Annotated in this window: 18 protein-coding genes; 3 read left to right on the plus strand and 15 right to left on the minus strand. The window is 65.7% G+C overall.

The window, feature by feature from the left end:
• A complete protein-coding gene (locus ACK6AU_RS11905; RefSeq protein WP_409299447.1) occupies positions 1-1,512 on the minus strand; it encodes an efflux transporter outer membrane subunit in 1,512 nt (503 codons plus the stop codon).
• Between the two features lie 272 nt (positions 1,513-1,784).
• Between ACK6AU_RS11905 and ACK6AU_RS11910 the strand changes: the two genes are divergently transcribed.
• Together ACK6AU_RS11910 and ACK6AU_RS11915 are read left to right on the plus strand one after the other, a co-directional pair.
• Positions 1,785-2,753 (plus strand): LysR family transcriptional regulator, encoded by a 969-nt coding sequence (locus ACK6AU_RS11910; RefSeq protein ID WP_185699203.1) that lies wholly within the window; start codon positions 1,785-1,787, stop codon positions 2,751-2,753.
• Between the two features lie 105 nt (positions 2,754-2,858).
• Entirely contained in the window at positions 2,859-3,833 is a 975-nt protein-coding gene (locus ACK6AU_RS11915) for a 2-hydroxyacid dehydrogenase (RefSeq protein ID WP_409299448.1), read from the plus strand.
• Positions 3,834-3,898: 65 nt separating this feature from the next.
• On the opposite strand, the gene ACK6AU_RS11920 is transcribed toward ACK6AU_RS11915, so the two are convergent.
• The gene (locus ACK6AU_RS11920; RefSeq protein ID WP_409299449.1) at positions 3,899-4,804 is read right to left on the minus strand and encodes a DMT family transporter; all 906 of its coding nucleotides are present in this window, start codon (positions 4,802-4,804) and stop codon (positions 3,899-3,901) included.
• Positions 4,805-4,958: 154 nt separating this feature from the next.
• Between ACK6AU_RS11920 and ACK6AU_RS11925 the strand changes: the two genes are divergently transcribed.
• Complete coding sequence (locus ACK6AU_RS11925) at positions 4,959-5,834, plus strand: helix-turn-helix domain-containing protein (protein ID WP_409299450.1); 876 nt, start codon at positions 4,959-4,961, stop codon at positions 5,832-5,834.
• Between the two features lie 8 nt (positions 5,835-5,842).
• Here ACK6AU_RS11925 and ACK6AU_RS11930 read toward each other — a convergent pair whose 3' ends face one another.
• The 13 genes from ACK6AU_RS11930 to ACK6AU_RS11990 form a co-directional block, all read right to left on the minus strand.
• Positions 5,843-6,907: a YncE family protein gene (locus ACK6AU_RS11930; protein ID WP_409299451.1), complete on the minus strand. Its 1,065-nt coding sequence runs from the start codon at positions 6,905-6,907 to the stop codon at positions 5,843-5,845.
• Positions 6,907-9,342: a TonB-dependent siderophore receptor gene (locus ACK6AU_RS11935; RefSeq protein ID WP_409299452.1), complete on the minus strand. Its 2,436-nt coding sequence runs from the start codon at positions 9,340-9,342 to the stop codon at positions 6,907-6,909. The genes ACK6AU_RS11930 and ACK6AU_RS11935 overlap by 1 nt, the downstream gene beginning before the upstream one ends.
• A 297-nt stretch (positions 9,343-9,639) precedes the next feature.
• On the minus strand, positions 9,640-11,343 hold the full coding sequence (locus ACK6AU_RS11940) for a bifunctional metallophosphatase/5'-nucleotidase (RefSeq protein ID WP_409299453.1): 1,704 nt from the start codon (positions 11,341-11,343) through the stop codon (positions 9,640-9,642).
• Between the two features lie 133 nt (positions 11,344-11,476).
• Positions 11,477-12,121 (minus strand): MotA/TolQ/ExbB proton channel family protein, encoded by a 645-nt coding sequence (locus ACK6AU_RS11945; protein ID WP_185699196.1) that lies wholly within the window; start codon positions 12,119-12,121, stop codon positions 11,477-11,479.
• Positions 12,122-12,149: 28 nt separating this feature from the next.
• Positions 12,150-14,390 carry a TonB-dependent receptor family protein gene (locus ACK6AU_RS11950; RefSeq protein WP_409299454.1) on the minus strand — a complete coding sequence of 747 codons (2,241 nt, stop codon included), beginning with the start codon at positions 14,388-14,390 and terminating at the stop codon, positions 12,150-12,152.
• A gap of 42 nt (positions 14,391-14,432) precedes the next feature.
• Positions 14,433-15,197 (minus strand): energy transducer TonB, encoded by a 765-nt coding sequence (locus ACK6AU_RS11955; RefSeq protein ID WP_409299455.1) that lies wholly within the window; start codon positions 15,195-15,197, stop codon positions 14,433-14,435.
• A gap of 4 nt (positions 15,198-15,201) precedes the next feature.
• Complete coding sequence (locus ACK6AU_RS11960) at positions 15,202-15,609, minus strand: biopolymer transporter ExbD (RefSeq protein ID WP_068584035.1); 408 nt, start codon at positions 15,607-15,609, stop codon at positions 15,202-15,204.
• 168 nt (positions 15,610-15,777) lie between these two features.
• Positions 15,778-16,767: a FecR family protein gene (locus tag ACK6AU_RS11965; protein WP_409299456.1), complete on the minus strand. Its 990-nt coding sequence runs from the start codon at positions 16,765-16,767 to the stop codon at positions 15,778-15,780.
• The gene (locus ACK6AU_RS11970) at positions 16,764-17,339 is read right to left on the minus strand and encodes an RNA polymerase sigma factor (protein WP_022642392.1); all 576 of its coding nucleotides are present in this window, start codon (positions 17,337-17,339) and stop codon (positions 16,764-16,766) included. The genes ACK6AU_RS11965 and ACK6AU_RS11970 overlap by 4 nt, the downstream gene beginning before the upstream one ends.
• A gap of 14 nt (positions 17,340-17,353) precedes the next feature.
• Entirely contained in the window at positions 17,354-17,680 is a 327-nt protein-coding gene (locus tag ACK6AU_RS11975; protein ID WP_409299457.1) for a DUF3325 domain-containing protein, read from the minus strand.
• Positions 17,681-19,258, minus strand: a complete 1,578-nt coding sequence (locus ACK6AU_RS11980; RefSeq protein ID WP_409299458.1) for a PepSY-associated TM helix domain-containing protein — start codon at positions 19,256-19,258, stop codon at positions 17,681-17,683.
• Positions 19,255-19,560: a DUF3649 domain-containing protein gene (locus ACK6AU_RS11985; protein ID WP_409299459.1), complete on the minus strand. Its 306-nt coding sequence runs from the start codon at positions 19,558-19,560 to the stop codon at positions 19,255-19,257. The genes ACK6AU_RS11980 and ACK6AU_RS11985 overlap by 4 nt, the downstream gene beginning before the upstream one ends.
• Before the next feature lie 359 nt (positions 19,561-19,919).
• The gene (locus ACK6AU_RS11990; protein WP_185699189.1) at positions 19,920-20,327 is read right to left on the minus strand and encodes an HPF/RaiA family ribosome-associated protein; all 408 of its coding nucleotides are present in this window, start codon (positions 20,325-20,327) and stop codon (positions 19,920-19,922) included.
• Between the last annotated feature and the right edge of the window lie 27 nt (positions 20,328-20,354).

The raw sequence follows: 20,354 nt of genomic DNA on the forward strand, positions 1-20,354 counted from the left end.
TCAGTGATCAAGGACGGCCAGGGCCGCCGGGGTCTTGGGCGCTTGGATCTGTTTGTCGGAGGGCACGTCGCGACCGGCTTGCAGGCCACCGCCCAGGGCGGTCACCAGGTCGGCCTGGGCGACCAGGCGCGCGGCCTGGACCTGCTGTTGCACCTGTTGCTGATGCAACAGCAGGGTCTGGGCATTGAGCACATTGAGGTAGTCGGTCAGGCCGCGCTGGAACGCCACGGTGGCCAGGTCGTAGGTCTTCTGCGCGGCGGCCACCGACTCGGCGGCGAACGACTGCTGCTTGTCCATGGACTCACGACGAATCAACTGGTCGGAAATGCCCTTGAGCGCATCCACCAGGGTCTGGTTGTACCTGGCCACGGCCAGGTCGTAGCCGGCCGAGGCTTCACCCAGTTGCGAACGCAAGCGGCCGCCGTCGAAGATCGGCAGGCTGATGGCCGGGCCGACGTTGTAGTTGAGCTTCTTGCCGGTGAGGAACTCCAGGGCCCCGCCGCCGGTGGCCATGAAGCCGATGCTGCCCACCAGGTCGACGTTGGGATAGAAACCGGCATGGGCCACGTCGATGCCCCGGGCCTGGGCCGCCACCTGCCAACGACTGGCGACCACGTCCGGGCGCTGGCCCAGGAGTTCGGCGGGCAGGGCCGACGGCAGTTTCAGCGCCGCGTCCAGGGCCAGGCTCGGTCGTTGCAACTGCGCGCCCTCCCCCGGCCCCTTGCCGGCCAGGGCCGCCAGTTGGTTGCGGGCCAGGGCGATTTCTTCATCCAGGGCGTCGATCTGGCGATGGGTTTCCGGCAGCGGCGCTTCGGCCTGGCTCACTTCGAAATGCGTGCCGATGCCAGCGTCCAGGCGCCGCTGCGCCAGCTCGAGAATCTGTTGCTGCTGCTTGAGGGTGGCCAGGGCGATATCGCGCTGAGCGAAGTGCAGGGACAACTGGATATAACTGCGCACCACGTTGTTCACCAGTTCCAGCTGGGCCAGGCGGGCCTCGGCCACGCTCATGTGGGCCAGGTCCACGGCGCGCTCGGTGGCGTTGCTTTCCCGACCCCACAGGTCCAGCGCATAGCTGAAGCCCAGGGCGGCGTTGTTGTCCCAGGTGGTGCTGTTGGACAGCGCCCCGGGGCCATAGAACGGGTCGGTGGGCCAGTTGTGGCGCTTGAGAGTGGCGTCGCCCTTGACCTGCAGCGACTCGGCCGACTCGGCGATGCCGGCCATGGCCTTGGCCTGGCGCACCCGGGCAGCGGCCATGGCCATGCTCGGGCTGCCTTGTAGGGCCAGGTCGATCCAACGGTTGAGCTGCGGGTCGCCATAGGCCTGCCACCACTGGGCACTGGGCCAGTGGGCATCGCGCGCGGCGCTCTGGATCGCCTCGTCGGTGGCCAATGTATTAGCGGGAAGTGTCTTGCCTTGTGGGGCAATGCCTCCGGTTCCGATGCAGCCGCTGATTGCTAACGATAAAGCCCAAACACTGAGGGTCTTGAACCCTCTGCTGATGCGACGCGGCACTGCTGCGAATTCCTGAGATCGAGGGGGATGGCAAATCTCTCGCAGGTGCCGGCTGGCCAACGGTCCAGGCCCGGATATCGGGTCGGACGGCGCTTCGTCGGCAAGGCTCCTGCGGATCGGCGCAATTCTAGGGGGCGGCCGGTTCGGCGATAAGCTGGGATTCCTGTGAATCTTTGTTACCGTAAACGCGATAATCCCTTGGTCGTATCCCCAGACGCCTGTAAAAACAGAAACTTCGTGTCACAATTTGCAATCTCCTTTGAGAGCACCCCATGGACACCTTGCAAAACATGCGTGCCTTCAGTTGTGTCGCCGAAGCCGGCAGCTTCACTGCCGCTGCCGTGCAACTGGACACCACCACGGCCAACGTCTCGCGCGCCGTCTCCAATCTCGAGGCACACCTGCAAACCCGCTTGCTCAATCGCACCACCCGGCGTATTGCCCTGACCGAGGCCGGCAAGCGCTACCTGCTGCGCTGCGAGCAGATCCTGGCCTACGTCGAGGAAGCCGAGGCCGAGGCCAGCGACGCCCATGCCCGCCCCGCCGGGCAGTTGAAAGTCCACACCATGACCGGCATCGGCCAGCACTTCGTGATCGACGCCATCGCCCGCTATCGCAAGTCGCACCCGGACGTGACCTTCGACCTGACCATGGCCAACCGCGTGCCGGACCTGCTGGACGAGGGCTACGACGTGTCCATCGTCCTGGCCAGCGAGTTGCCCGACTCGGGGTTCGTGTCCCAGCGCCTGGGGATCACCTACAGCATCGTCTGCGCCTCGCCCGCCTACGTGAAGGCCCACGGCTGCCCGCAGAAGCCCAGCGACCTGCTGCACCATGCCTGCCTGCGCCTGGTGAGCCCGGTGATTCCCCTGGAGAAGTGGGCCTTCGACGGTCCGGAAGGCCAGGAAATGGTCACTATCAACAGCTCGCCGTTCCTGGTGAACTCGGCCGACGCCATGAAGACCGCGATCATCAGCGGCATGGGCATCGGCGTGCTACCGGTGTACGCGGCCATCGAGGCCCTGCGCAACGGGACCCTGGTGCGGGTCATGCCCAAGTACCGCTCCCAGGAGCTGAACCTCTACGCCATCTACCCCTCGCGCCAGTACCTGGACGCCAAGATCAAGACCTGGGTCGAGTACTTGCGCGGTTCGTTGCCGGAGATCCTCGCCGCGAACCAGACCGAACTGGCGTCCTATGAGCTGAGCGGCACCCTGGCCAGCGCCCGCTCCGGGCACTGAACAACCGGCCCCTGGCGCGGAGGCCAGGCCAGAAAAAGCCCATGGAACGGGCTGTTTGATGGTAGCGTGCCAAGCATTTTCCCCCGCCTGACGAGCCGCTTCGCGATGAAAAAGACCGTACTAGCCTTCAGCCGCATCACTGCCCAGATGACCGAGCGCCTGCAACAGGACTTCGAAGTCATAGTGCCCAATCCCAAGCAGGGGGATATCGCCGCCCAATTCAACGAAGCCCTGCCCCGGGCCCACGGCCTGATCGGCGTCGGCCGCAAGCTGGGGCGCGCGCAGCTGGAGCACGCGACGCAACTGGAAGTGGTGTCGAGCATCTCGGTGGGCTTCGACAACTACGACCTGGACTACTTCAACGAACGCGGGCTGATGCTCACCAACACCCCCGATGTGCTCACCGAAAGCACCGCCGACCTGGCCTTCGCCCTGCTCATGGGCAGCGCCCGCCGGGTCGCCGAGCTGGACGCCTGGACCAAGGCCGGGCAGTGGCAAGCCAGCGTCGGCCCGGCGTTGTTCGGCTGCGATGTACATGGCAAGACCCTGGGGATCGTCGGCATGGGCAATATCGGCGCGGCCATCGCCCGCCGTGGACGCCTGGGCTTCGGCATGCCGATTCTCTACAGCGGCAACAGCCGCAAGGCCGCCCTGGAACAGGAGCTGGGCGCGCAGTACCGCAGCCTCGAGCAGTTGCTGGCCGAGGCCGATTTCGTCTGCCTGGTGGTGCCGCTGAGCGAGCAGACCCGGCACCTGATCGGCCAGCGCGAACTGGCGTTGATGAAGCCCAGCGCGATCCTGGTGAACATTTCCCGTGGCCCGGTGGTGGACGAGCCGGCGCTGGTCCAAGCCCTGCAGAACGGCCAGATTCGTGGTGCCGGCCTGGACGTGTACGAAAAGGAACCGCTGGCGCAGTCGCCGCTGTTCCAGCTCAAGAACGCCCTGACCCTGCCCCATGTCGGCTCGGCCACCGGCGAGACCCGCGACGCCATGGCCGAGCGCGCCATGAGCAACCTGCGCAGCGCCCTGCTGGGCCAGCGCCCGCAAGACCTGGTCAACCCCCAGGTGTGGAAGGCCTGAAGCTGTAGCCGCTGTCGAGCCTGCGAGGCTGCGCACGAGGGCGCAGCCTCGCAGAGTGGTGGGGGTCAGGCCGTTGCGCGCAGTTTCGCGGGTTTGCTGGCGGTGCCGGGCTTGCGGAAGACCAGGACGTTGCCCAGCATCACCAGGACCAGGCCGGCCAGGGCCGGGGCGGTCCACTGGTAGCCCTCCACCACCGCCGAGACGTTCAGCGCCACCACCGGGAACAGCACCGTGCAATAGGCCGCCCGTTCCGGGCCCATGCGCCCCACCAGGGTCAGGTAGGCGGTGAAACCGATCACCGAGCCGGGAATCACCAGGTACAGCAGCGAGCCGATATAGCGCGTGCTCCATTCCACATCGAAGGCGATGCCCTGGGCCAGGCAGTACAGGGCCAGTAGAGTCGCTCCGTAGGCCATGCCCCAGGCGTTGGTGGTCATGGGCTTGAGCCCGGCCTTCTGCTGCAGGCTGGAGAGCATGTTGCCGGCCGAGAAGCACAGGGTGCCCAACAGGCCCAGCCCCAGGCCGAGCAAGGTCTGCGGGCTGGCGCCATGGCCCACCAGCTCCGGCCAGAACAGCAGCCCCAGCCCCAGCAGGCCCAGGCCGCCACCGAGCAGCACGTTGCGGGCGATCTTCTGGCCGAAGAACACCCGCGCATTGAGGGCGTTCCACAAGGTCGCGGTGGAGAACACCACCGCCACCAGGCCAGTGGGCACCCACTGGCTGGCATGCAGGAAGCACATGAAGTTGAGGCAGAACAGGCACAGGCCCTGGGCCAGGCAGATCAGGTGGGCGCGGCGGTTCATCGCCTGCAGCTTGCCGCTGGCCAGGAGCATGACGAACAGCACCAGGGCCGCGAGGGCGAAGCGATAGACGATGGATACCGGAATCGCCACCACGCCCAACTGCAGCTTCAGGGCGATCCAGGTGGTGCCCCAGATCAGCACGGTCAACAAGTACAACGACAGGTTCATGGCACGGCTCCTTGTATAAGGAACACAGTCTCGCGCCCGGAACCCAGCCTGCGCTTGCACAAACTTGCGGTTTTTATCGGCAACCGGCTGGCAGCCCGGACGCGACGGAGTAGGATGCGCAACATCGGCACACGAACCTCGCGATTCGATCACCATGTCCGCACTGGATAGCCTGCAAGTCTTCCAAGCCCTGAACCGCTCGCCCCACGCGCGCCTGGAGCACAGCGCCGAACTGGGGGACGGCTTGTGGGCGGCCATGTGGAGCAACCATCACGACGCCCAGGAATATGCCGCGCCCAGCCACCACACCCTGTCCTGCTACATCGCCGGCGGCACCGGTACCTTCCGCCGCGACCGGCCCGGAACCCTGGGCGGCCCGGGCAAGCTGTGCATCCTGCCCGCCGAGCACCAGTCGGCCTGGGTGATCAATGGCGACATTCGCCTGGCCCACGTGTACTTCAGCCCACAGCAGTTCGCCCTGGGTTGCGTCACCTTGCTGGACCGCGAACCCCGGGAGATGCAGCTGCGCGAGAGCCTGTTCCTCGACGACCCGCAGCAGACCCGGCACTTCCAGCAACTGATCCGGTTGAACTGGAACGAGCCCGGCGAACGCCTGCTGACCAGCAGCCTGGCCCACGAGATGCTCGGCCACGCCTTGCTCAACCAGGCCGGCCTGCGCCAGGGCCTGCGCCTCAAGGGCGGCCTGGCCGCCCACCAACGGCGCCTGCTGGCGGACTACATCGACAGCCAGCTCGACACGCCCCTGAGCCTGGGCCAACTGGCCGGCCTGTGCGCCCTCTCCGAGTACCACTTCGCGCGGATGTTCCGCGCAAGCTTCGGCCTGCCGCCGCACCAATATGTGCTGGCCCGGCGCCTGGAGCGGGCGCGCCTGCTGTTGCGCAGCAGCGCCCGGCCCCTGGGGGACATCGCCCTGGCCTGCGGCTTCGCCAGCGCCAGCCACTTCACCAACCGCTTCCGCCAGGCCGTGGGCGGCACCCCGGGCGAATACCGCCAGGCCTTCGCCGGCTGACCCCGGCCTCAGGGCGCCAGGGTCAGGACCTTGAAGGTATTGGCATGGAACAACGGGTCCGGCTTCGGCTCACCCGGGGTCGGCGCCGGTTGAGTGAAGTCCATCGCTGCCAGGTAGACCTTCCGGCTACGCGGGTCGAACGCCATGTTATAGGCCATGGGTTGGGTGCTGACGCTGCCCAGCGCCTGGTAGCGGTCGGCATCGAGCTGGGCGATCAGGCTGAGGTTGGCGTCCACCCCGCTGGCCACCAGCACGCGCCGGGACTGCGGGTCGTAGGCCAGGGCGTTGACGTCCCGGGTGAGCGGCAGGCTGGCCTTGAGCGCGCCGTTGTCGCGATCGAGCACCAGCAACCGTGGGCGCTCGCCGCGACAGGCGAGGAACAACCGCGAACGCTGTTCATCCTGGGCCAGGGCACTGGGCCGCTGGCAATCGGGATACTGCCAGCGATCCAGGACCTCGAAGCTGCTGGACGACAACCGCGCCAGCACGCCTTCGTCGCGCATCGGCAAGAAGAAGCTGCCATCGCCCTTGAGCAGCAGCGGGTCGATCTTCTTCACCGCCAGGTCATGGGCGGCGACGATCCGCTCCTGCTGCGGATCGAAGACGAACAGCGTCGAGCGATCGGCCCGGCGCCCGCTGACGATGATCACCTGGCCGGTTTTCGGCTCGTACACCGCGCTGTTGAGGTTGCTCTGGGACACGGCGATACGCTTGAGCGGCTTGAGTGTGGATAACTGCACCACGCCCAGGCTGCCATCGGTATTGAGCACCAGCACCCGGTCCAGTTCGGGCACGAACACCACGCCATTGGCCCCCGCCGACTGCTCCAGGGTCCGCAGCGGGCGCTGCTTGTCCACATCGAACACGCTCAGGCCGTTGTCGCGCCGGGCCAGGAACAGATAGGGCCGGACCGGGTCCAGGGCGATGAAGCCCCAGCTCGAACCGGCGCCCGGCAACAGCGCCTGGTGCTCACGGTGATACAGGCGGGCATCGGCCGCCGCGCCCTCGGGTTGCGCCGCCAGGGCCAGGTGGCAGAAGCCCAGGGCCAGGAACCACAGGTGACGGATCCTCATCAGAACTCCAGGGTGCTGGACAGCGACACTTGCCGTGAATCGCCCAGGGAGACGAAGTACTTGCTCGCCGACGAGGTGTAGTAGGTCCTGTCGAACAGGTTCTTGACGTTGAGCTGGAACTTGACCTTCTGCCCTTCGAGCTTGGTGTCGTAGGTGGCGAAGGCATCGGCCACGGTGTAGCCCGGCAGGTCGAAGCTGTTGGGCGCATCGCCGGCGCGCTCGCCGACATAACGAGCGCCGGCGCCGACCCGCAGGCGATCGCCGCCCAGCAGGCTGCCGAAGTCGTAGACTGCCGACAGCGAGCCGCTGTTCTTGGCCACGTTCTGCAACTGCTTGCCCTTGTACTGGGTGTCCTTGGTCACTTGGGCATCGGTGTAGGCGTAGCTGCCGATCAGGCTCCACTGGTCGCTGAGCTGGCCGGTCAGGTCCAGCTCCAGGCCCTTGGAATGCACCTCGCCGGCCACGCTGGTGACCGTCTCGGTGGCCGTGGCGGTGGACACCAGCACGTTGCGCTTGGTGATGTCGAACAGCGCCGCGCTGGCGGTGATGCGCCCGGGAATATCGAGCTTGGCCCCCAGCTCCCAGGACTTGGCTTCTTCAGGCTCGATGGAGCCATCCAGCACCGCGGTGCCACCGGCCAGCTGGGCGATGCTGGAGTTGGGCTTGAACGATTCGGTGTAGCTGCCATAGAACGACAGCTGGTCGGTGTAGCGATACACCAGGCCGGCACGGGGCACGAACTTCTGCCCGTTGCTGTCGGTGTTGGCATGGAACGGCCGGCCCTTGCCGGCGTACTGGTCGTACTCCTGGAAGCGTCCGCCGCCCACCAGGATCCACTGGTCGGTGAGGTGGATGGCGTCCTGGAAGAACAGCGAGTCGCTGCGCAGCAAGTCGGTCTGGTCGCTGTCCGGGGCGCTGACGTTGGTGCCCGCCACCTGCTGGCCGTACACCGGGTTGCGGTAGTCGAAACGGGTGTTCTTGCCGCGAATCAGGTCGGCGCGATAGATCTTGCGGTACTCGTCGTCGAGGCCGAACACCAGGTCATGCTGCATGCCGGCCAGCTGCACCTTGCCTTCCAGGCTGGCGGTGGCGTAGCGATCGGTGGTCAGGGCGCCCTGGGTGCCGTCCATGGTCCGGGTCAGGGTGCCGTTGGCATTCACCGCGGTCAGGCGCACCTGGCTGGCGTCGTAGGTCTCGCGGTTCCAGCTGTAGCCGAAGTGGGCCTGCCAGTCGTCGCCAAGTTCGTGGTCGACCTCGAAGCGGTACAGGTCCGAGCGCCCTTCCATGTCGTTGAACGGCTCGTCCAGGCGCCGGGTGGCCGGGATGTCCAGTGGATGGTTGGTCTTGGGATCGATGGCCGTGCCACGGTCGAACGGGGTCAGGAACTCGCGATGCTCGTAGGCCAGCAGGACCTTGGTGCGCTCGCCATACCAGGCCAGGGACGGCGCCACCAGGGATTCGCGATGGGTGCCGAAGTTGCGCCAGTAATCTTCGTCTTCGTGATCGACGATCAAGCGGTAGGCCAGCCCGGAGTCGCCGAGCGGCCCGGTGGTGTCCAGGCTGCCACCGCTGCCGTTCTTGCCCGAGCCGTAGGTCGAGCCGCGCACGGTCAGGGCGGTGGACTGTTGCAGCTCAGGCTTCTTGCTGACCACGTTGATCACCCCGCCCGGGTCCTGGATGCCGTAGAGCAGCGAGGACGGCCCCTTGAGCACTTCGACCCGCTCGGCCGTGGCGTTCAGGGCGCGGCCCTGCACCACCGGCATGCTATCGCGCATGATCGAGCCGTTGCGGTTGTCGCCAAAACCCCGCAGCAGCACCGCATCCTGGGTGCCGCCCAGGGTGTTGGTCTGGGTGATGCCGCTGACGTTCTTCAGCGCGTCGTCCAGGTTGCGCGGGACCTGGTCCTTCAGGACCTGGGCCGGGACCACGTTGATGATCTGCGGGATTTCCTGGTTCAGCGCCTGGCTGCGCGCCACCGAGGTGGTGGCCGGCGGCTGGTAGCTGGTGCTGTCGTCGGCCCCCAGGGCGGTGACGCTGGTGGCGCCCAGGTTCAAGCCGGCACCTTGGGGCAGCGGTTCGAGGACCAGGGTGCGGGCATCGCTGCGCCGGTAAGTGAACCCGGAACCGCCCAACAAGCGCTGCAAGGCCTGCTCGGCCCCGAACTGGCCATTGAGCGCCGGCGCCTGGACGCCATAGGGCGTATCGGTGGTGTAGACCACGCTGATACCGGTGACCCGGGTGAAATCGCTCAACGCCTGGGGCAGTGGCTTGGCGGCAATGGTGAAGTTGAAGAGCGCGCTGTGCTGGGCACTGCCGGATTCGGCCGCCAGGGCCACGCCCAGGGGCAGCAGCGCCAACCCCGACACCATCAGCGCGGATGCGCCGAACCAACGTTTTACCGCAGCGTTTGCCACCGAATTTGCCCTGGACTTCATGCTTGAGACTCGTGTGTAGGAGCACATTGAATGCGAATTGATCGCACTTTCAAGCACTACACGGATGTCGAGGGCAAAGACCTCAGCCATTTTTTGAAAATATTTTCAGCCGCGTTGGAGTGAGTCCACGAGCGGACCTGGCAAGCCGGTTCTACGACCGCTGCGCGCCCGGGCGCAGCCTGCGGCAGCGGCTACACCCAGCAAGTGCCCGAAGCACCTGTAGCCGCTGCTGAGCCTGCGAAGCGGCGACAAGGTCCGCAGGACCTTCAGCGGCCCATCGGCTGTCGCCCGCACACCTCAATTGCTGCGCTGGATCCGCCCGGCGCTGGTGGCGGAGCCGGCCGGCTTGCCCTGGTGCTCCATGTCCTTGAGGTACTGCAACATGGCGTCCAGGTCGCTGATGCCCAGGTCGCTGCGCTGGGTGCCGTCCTTGAACAGGCTGAAACGATCACCGCCTTCGCCCAGGAAGGCGTTCATCACCACCCGGTAACGGGTATCGGCGCGCAATGGCTGGCCATCCAGGCGCAAGCTGTCCGGCACCACGCGGTCCCCCACCGGGCGCTTGGCGTCCCAGCGGTAGCTGAAACCCCGTGAGACCTGGAGGATGTTGGCATCGTCCGTGCCTTTCCACTGCTGGTTGAGCACTTGCTGCAACTGCCGGCCAGTGAGGTCGAAAGCGACCAGGGCGTTGTTGAAGGGTTGCAGGGTCGCCAACTGCCCGTAGTTGAGCTTGGCCTGCCCGGGCTCCAGGGCCAGGTCGCTGCGAATGCCACCGGTGTTCATGAAGGCGATCTTCGCGCCATTGGCCTGGCCGGCGGCCAGGTGGGCATCGGCGATCAGGTCGCCCAGGGGCATTTCCCCGGCGCCATCGGCGCGTCGGGTGATGGACGGGGCGCCAATCGCTGCCACCGGGCTGAGCAACACTTCATTGCTGCGCGCCTCGACGTCGCGCTGCAACCGGGCCAGGCCCGGGTCCTGTGGATAACGCGCCGGGTCGGCCAGCAGGTTGACCGCCTTGATGTCCGTGACCCGGTGCTGGCCCGGGGTCACTTGCAGGGTCAGGTGGGTCAGCAGGTGGCCATAGGAATTGCCCTGGGTCACCAGCAGCGAGCCGACCTTGCACAGGTAGCCCTGGTGCGAATGGGCGCTGACCAGCACGTCCACCGCCGGGTCGAGACGCTTGGCCACGTCGACGATGTCGCCACCCAGTTGCGAGCAGTCGGGCTTGTCGAACGGCTCGGGGGTCGCGCCGCCCTGGTGCACCACGGCGACGATGGCGTTGGCGCCCTGGGCCTTGAGCTCGGGAATGAGCTTGTTGATGGAGTCGGCTTCATCCGCCACTTGCAGGCCACGCATGCCCTTGGCGCTGACCACCGAGGCCACGTCACGCAATACCGCGCCGACGAAGGCCACCTTGACCCCGCGCACTTGTTCGATGCGGTAGGCCGGCAGCAGCGGCATGCCGGTGTCGCTGTCCATCAGGTTGGCGGCCAGGTAGGGAAAGCCGCTGCCTGCGTAGTCCGGGCGGAACTGGCAGGCCTTGTCCGGCCGTGGCGATTGGCAGCCACCGTTGACCTGGCGCAGGAACTCGGCCTTGCCCTGGTCCAGTTCGTGGTTGCCGATGGCGCTGAGCTTCAGGCCCATCTGGCGCAGGGCGTCCAGGGTCGGCTCGTCGGCCCACATGGCCGACAAGGGCGGGCTGCCACCCACCAGGTCGCCGGCGCCGATGAACAACAGTTGCGGATCTTCCTGGCGTAGCTGGCCGAGCATGCCGCCCAGGGTGGCGATACCGCCGGCCTGGAGCTTGCGCACGCCGCCGGGGGCGCTCGGGTCCTTGAAGCTGAAGGGGTTGGCTTGCAAGTTACCGTGCAGGTCGTTGATGGCGACGATGTTCACCGCCACCGGTTGCGGTTCGTGGGAGACCGAGTTGCAACCGGCCAGGGTGGCCAGGGCCAGGGTCAGCGCCCCCAGCAACAGGGGGACGGGACGAGGACGCGACATGGAAAAAGTCCTTGTATTGTCGGCAAGAAAAAAGCCGCTGGCGCAGGCGGCGCGGCGAGCCTGGCGGACGCTCTGGGAGCGCCCGCCCGGTCATCGCCCGCGGCCTTGGGCAGCGGCTACGGCGCGTAGCTTATCAGGCAGGTTGCAGGGTGCCCTGCACCGCTTGCGCTGGTGCCGGGGCTTTCAGGGCCGTGCCCATGCCGGCGCGCAGCAGCAGGATCTTCAGGTGGTCGGTGATGCGTTCGACCCGATCCTGGAAGTGGTTGTGGAAGATCATGCTGCCCAGGGCGATGGCGATCCCCAGTGCCGTGGCGTACAGCGCGGTGCCGATACCCTTGGACACCTCGCCCGGGTCGGAGACACCGGTCTCGGCCAAGGCCTTGAAGGTGTCGATGATCCCCAGGATGGTGCCCAGCAGGCCCAGCAAAGGTGCAGCGGTAACCACCGTCTCCAGCAGCCACAGGCCATGCATCAGCTTGCTGCGGGTGGCGATGTAGATCGACTCGCTGAGGTCTTCCAGGTCCTTGTGGCTGGCCAGCCCCTGCTTGTGGGCGAACAGCTCGGCGACCATTTCCAGGGGCAGGCTGTTGCGCTCGCGCAGCTGCGCCGGCAGGTCGTCGACGCTGTGCATCTTCGGGTTGAGCACGGTCTCCAGTTTCTTTGCCTGGCGCAGGCTGAAGCTGAAGTAGATACCCCGCTCCACCGCGATGAAGGCGGCGATCGCGGCGGCGCCGTACATGGTGTAGAAGGTGATGTCGTGCAGCAGATTCATGTCCATCGTCATGTCCTCTTGTACCTGAAACGAATCAGAACGCGGCTTCCAGGGAGACCATCGCGGTCCGCTCCTCGCCGACGTTGTAGTAGGCAGTGCTCGGCGCCAGGCCATTGGTCTTCACGGTGTTGAACGACACGGTGCGGGTCGAGGCCAGGTATTCCTTGTCGAACACGTTGAGCATCGAGAAGCGCAGGGTCGCGGACTTCAGCACTTTCTTGTCCACTGGCAGGTGGATACCGGCGTTGAGGTCGAACACGGTGCGCCCGGAGATCTTCTCGTCGTTGGTCAGGTCGCCGTAGAAGGCGCCGACGTACTTGCCGACGACGTTGCCGTAGTAGCGCGAATCGTCGTAGCCCAGGCTCAGGTTGAACATGTTCTGCGGCACGTTGGCCAGTTGCTTGCCGGAGGTCGGCAGCAACACGTTCTTGTTGGTCAGGTCGTCCATCTGCTCGGACTTGGTGTAGGTGTACGAGGCGTAGTAGTTGAAGTTGTGCGGCAGCAACCCGCTCCACTCCAGCTCCAGGCCGCGGTTCTTCACCTCGCCGACGTTGGCCACCACGTAGTCGCCATTGACGTCGGTGGTGGAGATCTGCCGGTCCTTGAAGGTGATGTAGAACAGCGTCGCGCTCAGGGCCATGTTGTCTTCGCTGTAGCGCCAGCCCAGTTCCTGGTTCCAGCTCAGCTCGGGTTTCAGGCTGATCGAGTCGCCCTTGTTGTAGAGCACGTAGTTGGGCGGCGTGCGCATGTTGCGGGTGACGTTGTAGAACGCCTGGTTGTTCGGGTCGATCTGGTACTTGGCGTTGAAGCTGGGCAAGAACTCGTGATAACGCACGTTCCGCTTTTCCGGCTTGTCGGTCAGGCTGCCGAGGTTGTTGCCGTCACGCTCCACATGCTGGTAGGCCAGGGCCCCGGTCAGGGTCAGGTCCGGGGTCGCCTGCCAGGTGTCTTGCACCCAGAGTTTCTGTGCCGGGGTCACGGTGTACTGGTGCCGGCCCTGGACCGTGGCGCCATTGCGATCCACCAGCTGGTCGGAACCCTGGTAGTCGCCCCAGACGTTTTCCGGCGCGCCATTGGCCTTGATGCCGATGAAGGGCTGGGTCTGGCGCTGGCGGGCGCGCTCGTACCAGTAGCCAACGTCCAGGCTGTGCTCTTCGTTGAGGTCCCACTTGAGCTTGGTGGTCATGCCCGGGCGCCAGGTCTCGGTCCAGGAAGGCCGGTAGTAGGTACCGCTGGGCAGGCCCCTCAGGTCATAGTTGCCGGCCTTGCTGGAAGAGGCGGACAGGGTGGTGGCGGTCTGGCCGCTGAAGCTGCCGCCGTTGGACCACACGTAGTACGGGTTGAAGGTCAGGCTCAGGTCGTCACGCAGCTGGAAGCGCTGGGTCACCGAAGCGGTCAGGCTTTCGAAGGGGTTGCGGTTGAGCTTGTAGGACTGGGACACGCTGCCGTTCTTGAACACGGTGCTTTCCGAATAGTCCACGCGTCGCCCCTGGTTTTGGAACTGGGCCTTGCTGACGCTGTTGTAGTTGTAGTTTTCCTGCTTGTTGTACTTGAAGATGGCGTTGGTGGAGTTGCCGTTGCCGTCTTCGAACAGGGTGTTCCACTCGATCTTGTCGGCGCGCAGGGTGCCCTTGCCCTTCCACTTGTCGCCTTCTGTGTGGGAGGCCGAGACCCAGGTCTTGAAGCCGCCCAGGTCACCGGTGTTCAGCCGGGCAAAGGATTTGCGCAGGTTGTTCGAACCCACCGATTGCTTGACGAATACACCGAAGTCCTTGGTCGGGCGCGCGGTCACCAGGCCGATGTTGCCGCCGCTGGAGCCGATGTGCGGACCGTCGGCCTCGGACGAGCCCTGGGTGACGAACACTTCGCTGAAGTTTTCCGAATCGCCCATCAGGTTCGGATAGATGGAGTAGTCACCCGAATCGTTGATCGGGAAACCATCGGAGGAAAGGCCCACCTGGTCGGAGTTCATCCCGCGCATGGTGAAGTTGGTGCCGCTCAGGCCCGTGGCATCGGTGCTGGAGACGTTGATCCCCGGGGTGTACTTGAGCTTGTCCACGGCGTTGGCGGTGGGCGCCATCTGGTCCATGGCTTCCTTGGTCACGGTGGAACGCGCCTTGGCGCTTTCTTCCTTGATCATGTGGCCATTGCCCAGGGACTGTTTGCCGGCAACGTTCACCGCACCGACGTCCACGCTATCGTCGGCCAGAACCAATGGCGCAAAACTGCCCAGGCCCGATGCCAGAAGCAGGGCATAAAGTTTATTGATCTTCACGGGTCAATCCCTTGCTTACAACTTTCGTTAATAGGTGATGGGTTATTCCACGTTGTAGCTAAAGGTCGCGGTGAACCGTTGCTTGTTCTTGCCCGAGAAGGCGTCCGCCGGGAACGGCGAGACTTTTTCCACGCGGCGCAAACTGGTTTGCGCGGCACGGTTGAGCAACATGTTCGGCGCCTTGTTTTCGATGCCACTGTCGAGCACGTTGCCGGCCCGATCGACTTCCAGCCAGATCACCACATCGCCCTGGGGACGCTGCAACGAGGCCTCGCGGCCGCTGGGGTATTGCTTGTGCTTTTCCAGTTCCTTGCGCAAAGCAGCGGTGTACAGGCTTTCCTTGATGGCACTGGCTGGCGCCGCGGGGGCGGGCGCTGGAGCCGGTGCGGCGGCCGGTGTCGCCACCGGAGGCTTGGGCGCCTCGGCCACGGCGGGCGGCGGCGCCGGGGTGCTCTTGGCCACTTGCGCCGGGGCCGGTTTAGGCGCCACGGGCTTGGCGGGCTCGGGATTGGCCGCCACGGGCTTGGGCTTGACCACCGGCTTGGGATTGGGCGGCTCGATCACCAGGGGTTCTTCATCCGGCACCACCACCGGCGGCTCGGGTTCGATGGGCTCCGGCTCGGGCGGTGGCGGCTCGGCCACGGCCAACAGTTCGCTGGCATCCACCAGGGCCACCTCCACGGTGCTTTCGTCATACACCGGCGTGATCTGCAATCGCTGCAACTGGCTGCTGTAGATCACCAGCAACAGAAGGCCGGCCGGCAGCAGGCATGCCAGCAGCTTGCGGGTTCGATAGAGACTGAACATGGCGTCAGGACTTGCGTGTGGCGATGGAGACGGACGAGAAACCATTGCCCTTGAGCAGGTCCATCACCGAGACCAGGCGCTTGACCTCCACGCCCTGGTCACTGTTGATGATGATCACCAGCTTTTCGCTGCCGGTGTTGAGCACCTTGAGTTGCGCCAGCAGGGCACCTTCATCCAGGTCCTGGCCATCGAGTTGCAGGCGTTCCTGCAGGCCCAGGGTGATGACCGCCTTGTTTTGCGGTTTCAACTGTTGCGCGGTGCTGGCGACCGGTAACTGCGTCTTGATCCCCACGGCCGGGATCACGTTGAGACTGATGAGTACGAAGAACACCAAGAGAAACATCATCACATCGATCATCGGGATGATTTCGATATGGGCTTTTTTCTTTTTAGCTACATCCCAGCTGCGCATCGACTTGCTCCTGCTTCAGCCATCCCTCCCCTACGAGAGCTGAATCACAACCCTCTCCGATCCTGACCATGTACTCAGGAATGCGCAGATCATCCGCGCCTCGTGTAACGGTTTAGTGACAGAACGAAGTGATATCGATGAATGTTCGGGAGCTCTGGGACAAGCTTCTCAGCGCAGGACGATGAACCGGCCGAGCATCGTGTGCTGTTTGAAACCCAATACCGCCTGCAGGGAGTCGAGGACGGCCTGTGGGTCCTTGCTGGAGAAACTGCCACTGATGCGCCGCGCGCCCAGCTCATCGTTGAGCAACAGGATGCGTCCGGGAAAATACCGGCGCAGGTCCGCGACCACCTCGGCCAGGGGCGCGTGATAGTAGTTCAACCAGCCCTGGCGCCAGGCCAGTTGCGCTTCGCTGTCGGCCCCATGCAACGGCACGGCCTGGCCCTGGCCGTAGGCCACCTGCTGGCCGGCGCCAAGCACCTGCCGGGGCGCGCCTTCGGCCGGCGTGACCGCGACCCGCCCGGACAGCACCGTGACCTGGGCGCCCTGGGGTTGCAGGCGCACTTCGAACTGGGTGCCCAGGACCCGGGCCTCGCCTTGTTCGGCACTCACCACGAAAGACTCGCCGGTATGACTGACCTGGAAGAACGCGGCGCCACGGCGCAGTTGGACGTGCCGCTGGCCGTGGCTGAAGTCCACGGCGATGGCGCTGTCGGCGTCCAGGGTCACTTGGCTGGCATCGGCCAGGGTCACAGTGCGCACCTGGCCCGGGGCCGACACGTAGTCGGCGCCCAGGTCATCGACCCAGCGCCCCGGCTGCCACCCCGCTCCCAGGGTCACGGCCAGCAACCAGCTGGCAGCCAGCGCCAGGCCCACCGACCAGCGACGCCGGGCCCGCCCCCTGGCCCCGTCCATCTGCCGCAGCAAGCCCTGCAGGGCCTGGTCCTCTTCGGCGGCCAGGGTCCGCGCTGGCTGCTCGCTCAACTCCCATAGCACCTGGGCCTGGGCATAGGCTTCGGCATGGGCCGGGTCGGCTTGCAACCATTGGCTGAAAGTCGCCTGGTCGCCGCTGCTGGGCTGGTCGTGGAGCAGGCTCAGCCAGGCCAGGGCGGCCTGCTCCTGGGCGGGCGTCGGGGTGACGGTGGAGCGCTGGTTCACGGGGCATTCCTTGGCGTGCGCGTGGTCGAGGGTTCCCGCAGGCTGGCCTTGCAGGCTTCGAGGGCGCGCATCATATGTTTTTCCACGGCGCTTTGGGACAGGTCCATGGCCTTGGCGATCTCGGCGTACTTGCGTCCATGGATGCGATTGAGCAGGAAGATCTGCCGGGTACGCTGGGGCAGGCCGCGCAAGGCCGCCTCCACATGGCGCAGGTCGTTACCGGCCTCCAGCACGGCCTGGGGCTCGAGAGCGTGCTGGTCTTGCTGCTCCGGCACCCAGCCGGCGCTGACCCGGACTCGCGCGCCTTCGCTGCGCAGGTGGTCGATGGCGATATTGCCGGCGCAGCGCAGCAGGTAGGTGCTCAGTTCTTCGACCTGGACCAGGGGCCGGCGCCAGAAGCGCAGGAACAACTCTTGCACCAGGTCCGCGGCGGTGGCCCGGCAACCGACCCGGCGACTGACCAGGGCCTCCATCTGCGCCCGCTGGGACAGGAACACCTGGAGAAAATGCGCACGAGTGCCCTGCGGGTCGGAGCGATCGAGCTCTGTGGGTTCCGGCGGCAGGATATTCATCGCAGGCACAGCACTCAGAATTGGGCCAGGGCCGCCAGCGGACTGGCCAACAGGCTCGCGCCCGCCATGGACAGCACCAGGCGCGGGCGGTACGGCAGCAGCCAGACCAGCAGCAAGGCGCTGCACATCGACACCGCGCACCACTGCACCAGCCCCAGGCTCCAGCCGGTGTCTTGCACGGCGCCCATCAGCGACAGCCCCAGCAGCAGCCAGCCGCCCAGGCGCAGGCCCTGGCGACGGCGGGCGCTGGGCTTGCTGCCCAGCACCTCACCGTGGTGCCGATCCAGGGACAGGCACAAACCGGTGAAGCCGGCATAACAGAGCAACAGGGCCAGGAGCATTCAATCCACCTCGGTTTCAGCGGCCCGTGAGCGGGCCCGGGACAGGTTGGCGGCAGGCGCCCGGGCGGCGCGCTGCATCTTGTACGCGGCCCAGGCCAGGAACAGGCCACTGGCCAGGCAGGCCAGGTCGAAGCCGGCCCGGGTCCAGTCCCCACGACTGAGGAAACCATCGGCCAGGTTCGGCGCGGTCAAGGCATCGAGCAGCGGAATGCCGGCCAGCAACAAGGCCGCCAGCGCCAACTGCTCGATCCAGGCTCGGCGCCCACGGCGCAGCGCCGCGTGCAACAGGCCCAGGCCCCAGGCACTGAAGAAGCTGTTGACTTCCCAGTCGGCGCGCTCGGCAAAGCCGGCCGGCAGCAGGCGGTTGGCCCAGAAGAACACCGCCACCGCCAGCACCAGCCCGGACATGCTGGCGATGTTCAGCACGTCCACCAGGCGCAGCTCGAAGGGCATGGCCGGGCTCTTGGCATGCTTGAGTTGGCGCTTGCCGAGCCAGATCACCAGCCCGGTGCCGATCATCGCGGTGCTGGCCAGGCCACAGATGAAGTACAACCAGCGCAGCACCGGCCCGGCGAACACGCCCATGTGCAGCCCATAGAAGCTGCCGCCGATGGCCTTGGGCAGCGACTGCCCGGGACTTTCCGCCAATGGCTGGCCGGTGACGCCATTGAACGCCAGCGCGCTGCCGAAGTTGCGGGCTACCTGGTCAGCCCCATGGCGCATGACCTGCACCGAGGCGTTCGCATCCCCGGGATTGTTCACTACCACCCGCTGCGCACGCCCACCCGACCAGTGCTGCAAGGCTTGCCTGAGCATCGGTTGCAAGGGCGCCAGCGGCGCTGGTTCACCGGCAGCCGGGGTGTTGCGGGCTACCGCTTGCAGGTCCTGGAAGAAGGCATTGTTGTCGCCCTTGTAGGCGACCAGGACGCCTGCCGGCATGACCATGGACATGAAGATCACCAGGCTGCTGTAGGTGATCATCAGGTGGAACGGCAGCACCAGCACCCCCAGTGCGTTGTGCCCGTCGAGCCAGGTGCGCTGGCCCTTGCGCGGGCGGAAGGTGAAGAAGTCCTTGAAGATCTTCTTGTGGATGATGATGCCGCTGACCAGCGCCACCAGCATCACCATGGCCGCCATGGTCGACAGCCAGCGACCCCATGGATAGGGCATCTGCAATTGGAAGTGGAAGCGATAGAAGAACTCGCCGCCCCGGGTATCGCGCGCATGCAGCTCGCTGCCCGTGGCCGGGTCCAGCAGCTTCTCGCTGAAGACGCCGCGCTCGCCGGGGTTGCCCGGTGCCTGCCAGGCCACCGAAAGGGCCGGCTCACGGGCGTCGGGCAGGCCGATGAACCAGCGTTGCGCGCCCTGGCCGTGCTGCTCCAGGTAGCGCTGGGCCAGGCCCAGGCTGGTCTCGGCGTCCAGGGCCCGGGCCGGGATCTCGGGCTGCATCCAGTGGCTGATCTCGTGCTTGAAATAGGACAGGGTCCCGGTGAGGAAGATGGCGAACAGCAGCCAGCCGAACAGCAAACCGCTCCAGGTGTGCAACCAGGCCATGGATTGGCGCAAACCCTCTTTCATGGCAGGGCCGCCCAATAGGCGCTGCCAGCCACCAACGCCAGCACCAGGCAGGGCAGGAGCAAGCCGAACCAGGCATGCCAGGCGCTGCGGCAGGCGAAGCACCAGATCACCGCCAGCAGGTAGAACAGGAACGAACTCATCATCGCGCTGAGCACCGCGTCGACCTTGGGCAACGGCAGCAGCAAGGCCAGGCAGGCGCAGGCCAGCGCCGCCAGCAGGTAGCCGCCCAGGACCGCGGCGCCGACCCTTGATGCCACTGCCAGACGATAGGAAGCGGGAATCCCGCCGACCTTGCTCTTCATGTTCGGACCTTGCAGCAAAAGAAAGCCCGGGACGCGCACGCCCGGGCACAGGAGGCGGACAATATTAATGATAAATATTCTCATACGCAAAAGGCTCGAAGCGTCACCGCCCCGCCCGCCCATTCGCGCCAATTGCCGGCGGTCGCCTGCGTTCCTGCTGTACCTGCGGGACGGCCTTTGCCAGGCCAAGATCGGCTGCGAACCAGGCATTTCCATCACCACGGTCAAACGCCACCCGCACGATGACTTCGGGCCGCAACCACGTATCCTGTACGTGCAGACTTCGGTCGCGTTCTGGGCCGCCCAAACGAAAACGGGCCTGCAATGCAGGCCCGTCGGGTCGAGGGAAAATCCAGCTGTCAGCTATTGAGCGCAGCCTGCTGGTTTTCCAGGAATTCTTCTTCGAGCAGGGCATCCGCCTCGCTGCCGTCATCGCCGGCCACTGCCGCCGGACGTTTGGCCCGCAGCCTGCCGAACATGTGTTCCAGGGCACTTTCCAGCTTGACGGTGGCGCCGTCGATGGCCTGCTCCAGGGTATCGGCCTTGTGGGTCACGGAAATTGGCTGGTGCCCCTTGGGCCGGGCCTCGAGCTGGCAACGCAGGTCATCCGGACCCGACTTGCCGCCGTTCTCGTCACGCAGATGGACCACCACCCGGGTCAGGTCTTCCTCGTAACGTTCGAGCGTGCTTTCAACGGTGCTGCGCACCCACTCCTCCATCCGAAGGCTGCTTTGAATATGGTTATCGCTATGGACTTGGATTTGCATAGTTCTTCCCTTATTTCAGCTTGCTCG

Source organism: Pseudomonas sp. KCJK8993, assembly GCF_046230915.1.
Classification (GTDB): domain Bacteria; phylum Pseudomonadota; class Gammaproteobacteria; order Pseudomonadales; family Pseudomonadaceae; genus Aquipseudomonas; species Aquipseudomonas piscis.

Excerpts from the sequence above, each read along its gene's own strand:
- ACK6AU_RS11955 (WP_409299455.1), bottom strand. The coding sequence starts at position 15,197 with ATGTTCAGTCTCTATCGAACCCGCAAGCTGCTGGCATGCCTGCTGCCG.
- ACK6AU_RS11980 (WP_409299458.1), bottom strand. The coding sequence starts at position 19,258 with ATGAAAGAGGGTTTGCGCCAATCCATGGCCTGGTTGCACACCTGGAGC.
- ACK6AU_RS11985 (WP_409299459.1), bottom strand. The coding sequence starts at position 19,560 with ATGAAGAGCAAGGTCGGCGGGATTCCCGCTTCCTATCGTCTGGCAGTG.
- ACK6AU_RS11970 (WP_022642392.1), bottom strand. The coding sequence starts at position 17,339 with ATGAATATCCTGCCGCCGGAACCCACAGAGCTCGATCGCTCCGACCCG.
- ACK6AU_RS11925 (WP_409299450.1), top strand. The coding sequence starts at position 4,959 with ATGTCCGCACTGGATAGCCTGCAAGTCTTCCAAGCCCTGAACCGCTCG.
- ACK6AU_RS11990 (WP_185699189.1), bottom strand. The coding sequence starts at position 20,327 with ATGCAAATCCAAGTCCATAGCGATAACCATATTCAAAGCAGCCTTCGG.
- ACK6AU_RS11910 (WP_185699203.1), top strand. The coding sequence starts at position 1,785 with ATGGACACCTTGCAAAACATGCGTGCCTTCAGTTGTGTCGCCGAAGCC.
- ACK6AU_RS11945 (WP_185699196.1), bottom strand. The coding sequence starts at position 12,121 with ATGGACATGAATCTGCTGCACGACATCACCTTCTACACCATGTACGGC.
- ACK6AU_RS11930 (WP_409299451.1), bottom strand. The coding sequence starts at position 6,907 with ATGAGGATCCGTCACCTGTGGTTCCTGGCCCTGGGCTTCTGCCACCTG.
- ACK6AU_RS11920 (WP_409299449.1), bottom strand. The coding sequence starts at position 4,804 with ATGAACCTGTCGTTGTACTTGTTGACCGTGCTGATCTGGGGCACCACC.
- ACK6AU_RS11960 (WP_068584035.1), bottom strand. The coding sequence starts at position 15,609 with ATGCGCAGCTGGGATGTAGCTAAAAAGAAAAAAGCCCATATCGAAATC.
- ACK6AU_RS11940 (WP_409299453.1), bottom strand. The coding sequence starts at position 11,343 with ATGTCGCGTCCTCGTCCCGTCCCCCTGTTGCTGGGGGCGCTGACCCTG.
- ACK6AU_RS11915 (WP_409299448.1), top strand. The coding sequence starts at position 2,859 with ATGAAAAAGACCGTACTAGCCTTCAGCCGCATCACTGCCCAGATGACC.
- ACK6AU_RS11935 (WP_409299452.1), bottom strand. The coding sequence starts at position 9,342 with ATGAAGTCCAGGGCAAATTCGGTGGCAAACGCTGCGGTAAAACGTTGG.
- ACK6AU_RS11975 (WP_409299457.1), bottom strand. The coding sequence starts at position 17,680 with ATGCTCCTGGCCCTGTTGCTCTGTTATGCCGGCTTCACCGGTTTGTGC.